Here is a 9,820-nt window from a genome sequence, read left to right on the forward strand (position 1 = left end):
TCTTGTGGCCGACGCTGGTGAGGCAGCGGCCGCTGGACAGGTCGAACTTCCACCCGTGCAGCTGGCAGGTGAGCTGGTCGCCGTCGACGATGCCGAACCGGCTCAGGTCCGCCTTGAGGTGCGGGCAGCGGCGCTGCACCACCCAGCCGTCGAGGGTGATGTCCTCGGCGTCGACGGCCCGCTCGTGCTCGTCGTACCAGCCCTCGGCGTACTGGAGGCGCTCCTCGGAGAGGCACTTGAAGAACGCGTAGACGAACTCGTTGTACTGGCCGATCCGGGCCGCCGAGAAGCGGCAGGAGAGGAAGAGCGAGTTGACCCAGTCCACCTCGCCGATGTGCAGCAGGTGCTCGACCAGCGCCCGCTCGGTCCGGAACCGGTAGCGGACCTTCTCGTCCGCGTACGGCCGGACCTCCTTGCCCGGGAAGTCCACCACGATCGACTCGACGCTCTCGCCGTCGTAGCCGACCAGGTCGAAGCGGACCGGGCCGCCGACGCCCTTGGCCAGGTAGATCGACTCGTCCAGCAGCGGCTCGATCCGGCGCTTCATCTCGCCGAGCACGTCCACCTCGGGGTGCCGCCAGGACGCCTTCTCCGCCTCGATGATCGGACGCTTGCGCTCCCGCATCTCCTCCAGGTGGGCCCGCTTGTTCGCGAAGAACTCCTCCACCGGCACGGGGTGGGTGGTGGTCGCGCCCTCGGTGGTGACCTCGGCGACGCTGCCGGGCAGCAGCACGATGCCGTTGGTGCCACCGACCTTGGCGTACTCGGACAGGAAGACGGACTGGTCGGGGAAGATGTTCCCCTCGTCGCCGAAGATGTCGTTGAACTGGAACAGCTCGTCGTCGAGGAAGCAGGGCGGTCCGGCGATCGGGAAGACGTGGTCGGCCTTCAGGTCGTCGATGTAGCGCCAGGTGCGGTCGAACTGCCGGTCGCGCTTCTGCTTGCCGAACGCGGTCTTCGCCGCCTGGGGCAGCTCGTAGACCATCGGGTACCAGATCGCGCCGGAGAACTGGAGCAGGTGGGCGTGCACGTGGCCCAGCTCGGCGAAGACGCTCAGGTCGGTCGGGCGGGCGTCGTTCTGGTTGAGCAGCCGCACCCCGTCGTACTCGACCCAGAGCGAGGAGTCGCCGATCGGGCCGTCGGTGGGACTGGTCAGCGCCTGGATCATGATCTTCAGGCCGCCCGGCAGCTCCACGACCTGCTCGTTCGGGGCCTTGAGGAACTTGGTGAAGCCCAGCTCCCGCAGCTCGTCCTCCATCTCCGAGGTGGGGAACTCGGGGAGCAGGACCGTGGCGTCCTTGGAGATGTGGTCCCGCAGGTGCCTGGCGTCGAAGTGGTCCCGGTGCAGGTGCGACACGTACAGGTAGTCGCACTGGCCGAGGGTCGCCCAGTCGAGCTGGGAGTTGTCCGGGAAGGGGAACCAGGAGGCGAAGTAGGCGGGATTGACCCACGGGTCGCACAGGATGCTGCCCGCGGCCGTGTCGATCCGCATGCTGGCATGGCCCGTACCGGTCACTCGCACCGCAGTCCCCCTCAAAAAGACATCAGGCGTACGTCACGACGCTACCGGAGGCAGTGTGGTCACCGTTCCGCGACGCCGGTAGTGGCCTTCCGCCCCGGCCGGACGGGTCCACCGGCCCGGGCCGTCGGGCGGGCCCGGGATCCGGGCGCCCCGATCAGTGCGGACCCCGCATCAGGGCCGCCACGGGGCGTGCCAGACTAACCGGAGATCCGATCGCGAGGGAAGGACCGACAGTGGCAGGAAGTGAGCCGGTAACCGCGCCCGATCAGCACCGGCCGGGGCACCGCAAGTCCGGACGGATCGGGGCGGTGCTGTCGGCGGCGGTGTTGGTGCTCATGGCGCTCTGCGGCAACCACGAGGGCAACGTGGAGAACATCTACCTCTTCGGGCTCGCGGCGCTGCTGCTGGCCATCGTCATCGGCGACGCGGTGCTGCGCCGCAACGGCCTGCGGTCCTGACCGGCACGCGCTCGACCGGTACGCACGAGGGCCCGCCCCCCATCGGGGGGCGGGCCCTTCGTCATCGTGGGCGGCCTCAGCGGCCGAGCAGGATGTCCTGCACGTCCTTGAGCGCGGCGTCGACCTCGGCCTCGAAGTAGCCACCGGGCACCAGCCCGAAGCGCAGGGTGTCCAGGTCCTTCGGGTTCACCGGCATCGGGTTGCGGCCCTGCATGCCGCCGAGCAGCGTCTCGAAGAACCGGTCGACCTGGTCCGGGTCGTACCCGCTGCCGAACCGGCGCACCTGGAAGCTGCGGCGGATCTGGTCCACCCGGTAGAGGTCGCTGCCGGGCGGGCCGGCCATCGGCGGGCCGACCATGGGCGGGCCGGCGGCCGGCGGGCCGGCCATCGGCGGGCCGGACACCCCGGGGCCGCCGCCGTAACCCTGCTCCGGACCGCCGTAACCCTGCTCCGGGCCGCCGTAGCCCTGGTCCGGGCCGTAGCCCTGCTGCGGCAGCGGCGGCGGGCCGGCCGGGCCACGGCCGCGCGGGTCGCGCAGCTCCCGCTCGGGCATCCGGAACTCGGCGGTCATGTCGGCGTGGCCGTGCCGGCCGGCCTCGAAGCCGTCGAACCGCTCGTCCTGGCCGTAGCCGCTCGGGCCGGGGGGCAGGCCGCGGGACGGCGGGCCGCCGTGGCCCATCGGGGCGCCCGGGCCCATCGGGCCGGGGCCGCCCGGGCCGCGGGGTGCGTCGTAGCCGCCGCGCGGCCCGTCGTACCCGCCGGCGAAGGCGCCGGTCGGCTCGTCGTAGCGGTTGCCGTAGCGGTCGGCGGGCGGACCGGCCTGCGCGGGCATCGGGCGCGGCGGCATCGGGGGCTGCGGCACCGGCGAGAGGCCGCGGTCGTCGCGCATCGGCGGGCCGAGCCGGTCGGCCATCCGGGGGTCGCCACCCCGCCCGCCGGGGGCGCCACCGCGCTCCTCCAGCTCGGCGAGCTGCCGCTCGACCCGATCGAGGTGCAGGTCGACCTGCCACTCGTCGTAGCCGTTGAAGCGGACCCGGAAGACGACGTCGTGGACCTCCTGGGAGGCCACGGGCGCGCCGACCGGCTGGCCGGCGAGCGTCGCCTCCACCCGGTCCAGGAAGGCGTCCACCTCGTCGACCTTGTATCCCCGGCGGAGCGCCTTACGCCGGAAACGCTGACCCTGACTCGCCACTATGTCTCCTGGTCTCGTACCGCTACGCCGTCACGCCGTTGCGGCGCGTGGGTCGCTGTCCCTGTCCTCGGCGGCGGCGAGCTGCCCACACGCCCCGTCGATCTCGCGACCCCGGGTGTCCCGCACCGTCGTGGACACCCCGGCGTCGCGCAACCGCCGGACGAACTCCCGCTCGACCGGCTTCGGGCTGGCGTCCCAGCGGCTGCCCGGAGTCGGGTTGAGCGGGATCAGGTTCACGTGGGCCAGCTTGCCGGCCAGCAGCCGCCCGAGCAGATCGGCTCTCCACGGCTGGTCGTTCACGTCCTTGATCATCGCGTATTCGATGGACACGCGACGCCCCGTCGTGTCCGCGTAGTCCCACGCCGCGTCCAGCACCTCGGACACCTTCCAGCGCTGGTTGACCGGCACGAGTTCGTCGCGCAGCTCATCATCGGGGGCGTGCAGCGACAACGCAAGAGTCACTGAGAGGTCTTCGCTGGCCAGTCGGCGGATGGCCGGAACCAGGCCGACCGTGGAAACGGTGATGTGCCGCTGCGACAGGCCGAGCCCCTCCGGGGCCGGAGCGACCAGCCGGCGGATCGCCGCCACCACCCGCGAGTAGTTGGCCAGCGGCTCGCCCATGCCCATGAACACCACGTGCGACAGGCGCGGCGGGGAGCCGGCCACCGCCCCCGAGGCGGCCACCCCGGCCAGGTAGACGGCCTGGTCGACGATCTCGGCGGTGGAGAGGTTGCGGGTCAGCCCGGCCTGGCCGGTGGCGCAGAACGGGCAGGCCATGCCGCAGCCCGCCTGGCTGGAGATGCAGACGGTGACCCGGTCCGGGTAGCCCATCAGCACGCTCTCCACCAGCGAGCCGTCGTGCAGCCGCCAGAGCGCCTTGCGGGTGGCGCCGTCGTCGCAGGCCAGCTCGCGCACCGGGTTGAGCAGGGTGGGCAGCAGGGTGCCCGCCAGCCGCTCCCGGGTCGCCGCCGGAAGGTCGGTCATCTGCCCCGGGTCGCGGACCAGGCGGCCGAAGTAGTGGTTCGAGACCTGCTTGGCGCGGAACGCCGGCTCCCCCAGCTCGGTGACGAGCGCCTGCCGGCCCGGCAGGTCCAGGTCGGCGAGGTGACGGGGCGGCATCGCGGGCCGGCGGCCGCGGGCGTCGGGGTCTACGGAGATCAGCGGGAGGCTCGTCATGGCGCGTCCAGTCTGACACGCCGAACGCGGGGCGCACCTGTCCGTGGGTGCCGAATCGGCCCCGGCCGGCCGGCCGGGGCGGCGCCACCCACGTGATTCACGCCTCAGCCCGCCATCGGCACGAAGACCGCCAGCAGCAGGTACGCGGTCGGCACCGCGAACAGGATCGAGTCGAGCCGGTCCATCAGGCCGCCGTGCCCGGGGAGCAGGTTGCTCATGTCCTTGACCCCGAGGTCGCGCTTGATCATGGACTCGGCGAGGTCGCCGAGCACCGCCGCGCCGGAGATCGCCACCCCGAACAGCGCGCCCCACCCGGGGGCCACGTCGAGCAGCAGCCAGAGCAGCAGGGCGCTGCCCGCGGCGGCCGCGGTCACCGAGCCGGCGAAGCCCTCCCACGACTTCTTCGGGCTGATGGTGGGGGCCATCGGGTGCTTGCCGAAGGCGACGCCGGCCGCGTAGCCGCCGGTGTCGGAGAGCACCACCGCGACCAGGGTGACCAGCACCCGCAGGTGCCCGTCGTCGGGGGCCGCCGCCAGCATCGCCGCGAAACCGCCGAGGAAGGGCACGTAGACCGCGATCAGGGTGGCCGCGGTGAGGTCGCGCTGGTAGTTGCCGGGACCGTCGCCCAGCCGCCAGATCATCGTGCCCAGCACGGTGACCAGCAGGCCGAGGCAGAGCGCGTCCGGGCCGGCGAACCAGGCCAGCCCGACGGTGATCACGCCACCGGCCATCAGCGGCACCAGCGGCGGGTGGGCGCCGCTGCGGCGTACCGCGCGGGCCATCTCCCAGCAGCCGATCGCCACCGCGGCGGCGACCACGGCGAGGAACGCCGGCAGGTAGAAGAAGAGCGGCACCACGATCGCCGCGCCCAGGGCCAGGCCGACGCCGATCGCGGCCGGCAGGTTGCGGCCCGCCTTGGAGGTCTTCGGCTGGGCGGTCGGGGGACGGTCCGTGCTGGCCCGCCGCCGGCCCCGTGACCGGCGGCCGCCCGGCGGCTCGGGTTCCGCGGCGGGCTCGTCCCGCACGACCGGCAGTTGGCTGGTGGGTTCGTCCCGCACCGGGGCGATCTGGGCGGTCGGGTACTCGTCGTCCGGCCGGCCGAATCCGCGCTCCCGCGGGTCGGGGCCGTAGCCCGGGTCGCGGCCGTAGCCCGTCTCGCGCGGGTCGGGGCCGTAGCCCGCCTCGCGGCCGTAGCCCGTCTCGCGCGGGTCAGGGCCGTAGCCCGGGTCGCGCGGGTCAGGGCCGTAGCCCGGCTGGTGCGGGTCGCGCTCCCACGGGTCGCGCTCCGCGCCCCGGGTCGGCCGGCGACCGCCGGGACCGGCGTCCAGGTGGCCGGGGCCGCGGGGCGCCGGCTCGTCGCGCCAGCCCCGCTCAGCGGGCGGGGGTCCGTCGTACGGGCGGCCGCCGCGCGGGCCGTCGTAGCCGCCACCCGGTCGGGCGTACGGGTCGGTGGCGGCGGGGCGGCCGGGCGGACGCGTGTACGCCTCGGGGCCGGCGCCCGGCCGGCGCCAGGGCCCGGGCTCCAGGTCGGTCTCCGGCCAGGGCAGCGAGGGCGCCGGGCGGTCCCAGCCGCGCGGCTCGGCGTTGCCGTAGGGGTCGGGGTGGGACATCACGCACCGGCAGGCGGTACGGGAGCCACCACATGACGCAAGACCAAGACCATCCCCTACAGCCGCGAGCAGTTCCGGTTCTGACCGGCCCGACGGCCGGCGGATCCCCGCCGTTCACCCGGTGGTGGGCGGGAATCGTGCCGAGCCTACTGCACCCGGGAAGCCCGCACGGCGGACGCTGCCCGGCACGACGACGGCACCGGGCCGCCACCCGTGCCGGGCGGCGGCACACCGGTGCCGTGGCGGGAATCCGGGCGCTCAGACCTCGAGCAGCTCGTTCTCCTTGTGCTTGACCAGCTCGTCGACGGTGGCGACGAAGCGCTGGGTCAGGTCGTCCAGCTCCTTCTCCGCGCGCCGGCCCTCGTCCTCGCCGACCTCGCCGTCCTTGACCAGGCGGTCCAGCTCTTCCTTGCCCTTGCGGCGGATGTTGCGGACGGCGACCTTGGCCTCCTCGCCCTTGTGCCGGGCCACCTTGATCATCTCGCGGCGCCGCTCCTCGGTCATCTGCGGGAGCACGATGCGCAGCTGGTTGCCCTCGTTGTTCGGGTTCACCCCGAGGTCCGAGTCGCGGATCGCCTTCTCCATGGCGTTGATCTGCGAGTTGTCGTACGGCTTGATGATCACCATGCGCGGCTCCGGCACGGCGATGGACGCCATCTGCGGCAGCGGGGTCGGGCTGCCGTAGTAGTCGATGACGATCCGGGAGAACATCGCGGCGTTGGCGCGGCCGGTGCGGATCCCGCCGAACTCCTCCTTGGCGTGCTCGATGGCACGCTCCATCTTCTCCTCTGCCTCGAGGAGGGTGTCGTCGATCACCGGTCTCCTCGCCTCCTTCTGTCGGTCGTCGTGGGCTGTGCGGGTGCTGCTGGGTCGGAGGACCGCTGCCGGCTCGGCGGGGCCGGTCAGGCGGTGATCAGCGTGCCGATCTTCTCACCGCCGACGGCACGGACGATCGTGTCGTCGCCCTGGGCGCCGAAGACCAGCATCGGCAGGCCGTTCTCCATGCAGAGGCTGAACGCCGCGGCGTCGGCCACCCGCAGGTTGCGGCGCAGCACCTCGGAGAAGGTGATCGAGTCGAGCTTGCTCGCGGTGGGGTCGATCCGGGGGTCGGCGGTGTAGACCGCGTCCACACCGTTCTTGCTCATCAGCACCACGTCGGCGCGGATCTCCAGCGCCCGCTGGGCGGCCACCGTGTCGGTGGAGAAGTAGGGCATCCCGGCGCCCGCGCCGAAGATGACCACGCGTCCCTTCTCCAGGTGCCGGATCGCCCGCAGCGGAATGTACGGCTCGGCCACCTGGGCCATGGTGATCGCGCTCTGCACCCGGGTCTCGATGCCCTCCTTCTCCAGGAAGTCCTGGAGGGCCAGGCAGTTCATCACCGTGCCGAGCATGCCCATGTAGTCGGCGCGGGCCCGGTCCATGCCGCGCTTCTGCAGCTCCGCGCCGCGGAAGAAGTTGCCGCCGCCGACCACCACGGAGACCTGCACGCCGCGCCGCACCACGGTGGCGATCTGCCGGGCGATGGCCTGCACGACGTCGGGGTCGACGCCGATCGCGCCGCCACCGAAGACCTCACCGGAGAGCTTCAGCACCACCCGGCGGGCCCGACCGGGCGGCGGGGCGGTCGGATCATCCGCCGCCAGGCTCCGGTCACTCACAACCTGCGTCATCCGCCCCGCCCCTTCCGTCGCGCACCTCGTGGGCGCCGCGTACCGCGTACCTGCCGCTGCAGACCCTATGTGACGAGGAGGCCGCGGTGCCTGTCACGTACACCGGCGGCCTCCTCGTCGACGTTTTCCCTTCGCCCGGGCGCGTCATGCGCCCGGTGCGGCGGCTCAGGCCTGGCCGACCTCGAACCGCACGAAGCGGGTGACCTCGATGCCGGCCTCGGCCAGCAGCTGCTTCACCGTCTTCTTGTTGTCGGCGACCGACGCCTGCTCCATCAGGACGAAGTCCTTGAAGAAGGCGTTGACCCGGCCCTCGACGATCTTCGGCAGCGCCGCCTCGGGCTTGTTCTCCTCGCGGGCGGTCTGCTCGGCGATGCGCCGCTCCGACTCGACGGTCTCGGCCGGAACCTCGTCGCGGGTCAGGTACTTCGGCCGCATGGCGGCGATCTGCATGGCCACACCGCGGGCGTCCGCGTCGGCCGCCTCGTCCGCCTTGCCGGAGAACTGCACCAGCACGCCGACCGCCGGGGGCAGGTCCTGGCTCTTGCGGTGCAGGTAGACCGCGGTGGTGCCGTCGAGCTTGGCGAAGCGGTTGAGCACCAGCTTCTCGCCGATCTTGGCGGACTGCTCCTGGATCAGGTCGGCCACGCTCTTGCCGTCGATGGTGCTGGCGAGCAGCTCCTCGGCGTTGCTCGCGCCGCTGGCCACACCGTGCTCGACCAGCTGCTGGGCCAACGCGATGAAGGCGTCGTTCTTGGCGACGAAGTCGGTCTCGCAGTTGAGCTCGAGCAGCGCCTGGCCGGCGTGGGCGATGAGGCCGTTGGCGGCCGTGCGACCGGCCCGCTTGCCGACGTCCTTGGCGCCCTTGACGCGCAGGATCTCGATGGCCTTGTCGAAGTCGCCCTCGGCCTCGGTCAGCGCCTTCTTGGAGTCCATCATGCCGGCGCCGGTGAGGTCGCGGAGCTTCTTGACGTCCGCGGCGGTGAAGTTGGACATGACTCTCTCTTCGGTGTTTGAGACTGCGTTGGATGGTCTGGCTGCCGGTTACCCGGATCCGGCCCGGTTCTGCCCGGCGTACCCGTCGCGCCCCACCGGCCGCGAAATCGGACGGTGGGGACGCGACGGCGAGATCACTCCGCGGCGGCGGTCGCCGGCTGCTCGGCGGCGGTCGCCGGCTGCTCGTCGGCCTTCTTCGGCTCCTCGAGCAGCTCGCGCTCCCACTCGGCCAGCGGCTCGTCGGCGCCGACCTGGCCCGGCTCGGGCTTCTCGTCGGCGCCACGGCCGCGGCCGGAGCGGGCAATCAGACCGTCGGCGACGGCGGCGGCGACGACCTTGGTCAGCAGCTCGGCCGAGCGGATCGCGTCGTCGTTGCCCGGGATCGGGAAGTCGACCTCGTCCGGGTCGCAGTTGGTGTCGAGCACGGCGATCACCGGGATGCCCAGCTTGCGGGCCTCGTCGACGGCGATGTGCTCCTTCTTGGTGTCGACGATCCAGACCGCGGCCGGGAGCTTCTGCATGTCGCGCAGACCACCGAGGGTCTTGGACAGCTTCTCCTTCTCGCGGGAGAGCTGGAGGGTCTCCTTCTTGGTGTAGCCGGCGGCGGTGCCGCTCAGGTCACCCAGGGCCTCCAGCTCCTTCATGCGCTGGAGCCGCTTGTACACCGTCTGGAAGTTGGTCAGCATGCCGCCGAGCCAGCGGTGGTTCACGTACGGCTGGCCGACCCGGGTCGCCTGCTCGGCGATGGCCTCCTGGGCCTGCTTCTTGGTGCCGACGAAGAGGATGCTGCCGCCCCCGGCCACCGTGGTGCGCACGAAGTCGTACGCCTTCTCGATGTAGTCGAGGGTCTGGCGCAGGTCGATGATGTAGATACCGTTGCGCTCGGTGAAGATGAAGCGCTTCATCTTCGGGTTCCAGCGCCGGGTCTGGTGCCCGAAGTGGACACCGCTCTCCAGCAGCTGACGCATGGTCACGACGGCCATGGTGGGTTACTCCCTGTTCATCCCTGGTTGTCCCGTCCGGCCGGCGGCCGGACGCCTGGCGCCCGGTCGCCGGCCAGGGTGGGCCCGATCATGATCGGGACCAGGGAGGCCGTCGCCCCACGAGAGGTCCGTGGAGAGGGCGCGCGAGGTCGACCGCGCGAGGCGGTCGCCAGTCGACCAGTGTACGCCCCTTCTCCTCCCCCCGGTCCCGGGGTT

At 72.3% G+C, this 9,820-nt stretch carries 9 protein-coding genes; 1 reads left to right on the plus strand and 8 read right to left on the minus strand.

What is annotated here, in order from left to right:
* On the minus strand, nt 1–1,522 hold a 1,522-nt coding region (locus ACW0Q9_RS25570), incomplete at its 3' end, for a Rieske 2Fe-2S domain-containing protein (protein ID WP_456185502.1).
* 233 nt (nt 1,523–1,755) lie between these two features.
* On the opposite strand from ACW0Q9_RS25570, the gene ACW0Q9_RS25575 reads away from it, so the two are divergent.
* Nucleotides 1,756–1,980: a DUF2631 domain-containing protein gene (locus tag ACW0Q9_RS25575; protein WP_456185504.1), complete on the plus strand. Its 225-nt coding sequence runs from the start codon at nt 1,756–1,758 to the stop codon at nt 1,978–1,980.
* A gap of 76 nt (nt 1,981–2,056) precedes the next feature.
* Here ACW0Q9_RS25575 and ACW0Q9_RS25580 read toward each other — a convergent pair whose 3' ends face one another.
* From ACW0Q9_RS25580 to rpsB, 7 genes are all read right to left on the minus strand, one after another.
* Complete coding sequence (locus tag ACW0Q9_RS25580; RefSeq protein WP_456185506.1) at nt 2,057–3,172, minus strand: DivIVA domain-containing protein; 1,116 nt, start codon at nt 3,170–3,172, stop codon at nt 2,057–2,059.
* 30 nt (nt 3,173–3,202) lie between these two features.
* Nucleotides 3,203–4,348 carry a 23S rRNA (adenine(2503)-C(2))-methyltransferase RlmN gene (rlmN, locus tag ACW0Q9_RS25585; protein ID WP_456185508.1) on the minus strand — a complete coding sequence of 382 codons (1,146 nt, stop codon included), beginning with the start codon at nt 4,346–4,348 and terminating at the stop codon, nt 3,203–3,205.
* A gap of 104 nt (nt 4,349–4,452) precedes the next feature.
* Nucleotides 4,453–5,958 carry a phosphatidate cytidylyltransferase gene (locus ACW0Q9_RS25590; RefSeq protein WP_456185510.1) on the minus strand — a complete coding sequence of 502 codons (1,506 nt, stop codon included), beginning with the start codon at nt 5,956–5,958 and terminating at the stop codon, nt 4,453–4,455.
* Between the two features lie 258 nt (nt 5,959–6,216).
* The gene (frr, locus tag ACW0Q9_RS25595) at nt 6,217–6,774 is read right to left on the minus strand and encodes a ribosome recycling factor (RefSeq protein WP_091268662.1); all 558 of its coding nucleotides are present in this window, start codon (nt 6,772–6,774) and stop codon (nt 6,217–6,219) included.
* An 86-nt stretch (nt 6,775–6,860) separates the two neighbouring features.
* Nucleotides 6,861–7,628, minus strand: coding sequence for a UMP kinase (pyrH, locus tag ACW0Q9_RS25600; protein WP_091268664.1), 768 nt, complete (start codon nt 7,626–7,628; stop codon nt 6,861–6,863).
* Between the two features lie 165 nt (nt 7,629–7,793).
* Nucleotides 7,794–8,621: a translation elongation factor Ts gene (gene tsf, locus ACW0Q9_RS25605; protein WP_456185512.1), complete on the minus strand. Its 828-nt coding sequence runs from the start codon at nt 8,619–8,621 to the stop codon at nt 7,794–7,796.
* Nucleotides 8,622–8,755: 134 nt separating this feature from the next.
* Entirely contained in the window at nt 8,756–9,604 is an 849-nt protein-coding gene (gene rpsB, locus ACW0Q9_RS25610; protein ID WP_456185514.1) for a 30S ribosomal protein S2, read from the minus strand.
* Nucleotides 9,605–9,820 lie beyond the last annotated feature (216 nt).

The organism is Micromonospora sp. I033 (assembly GCF_053890995.1).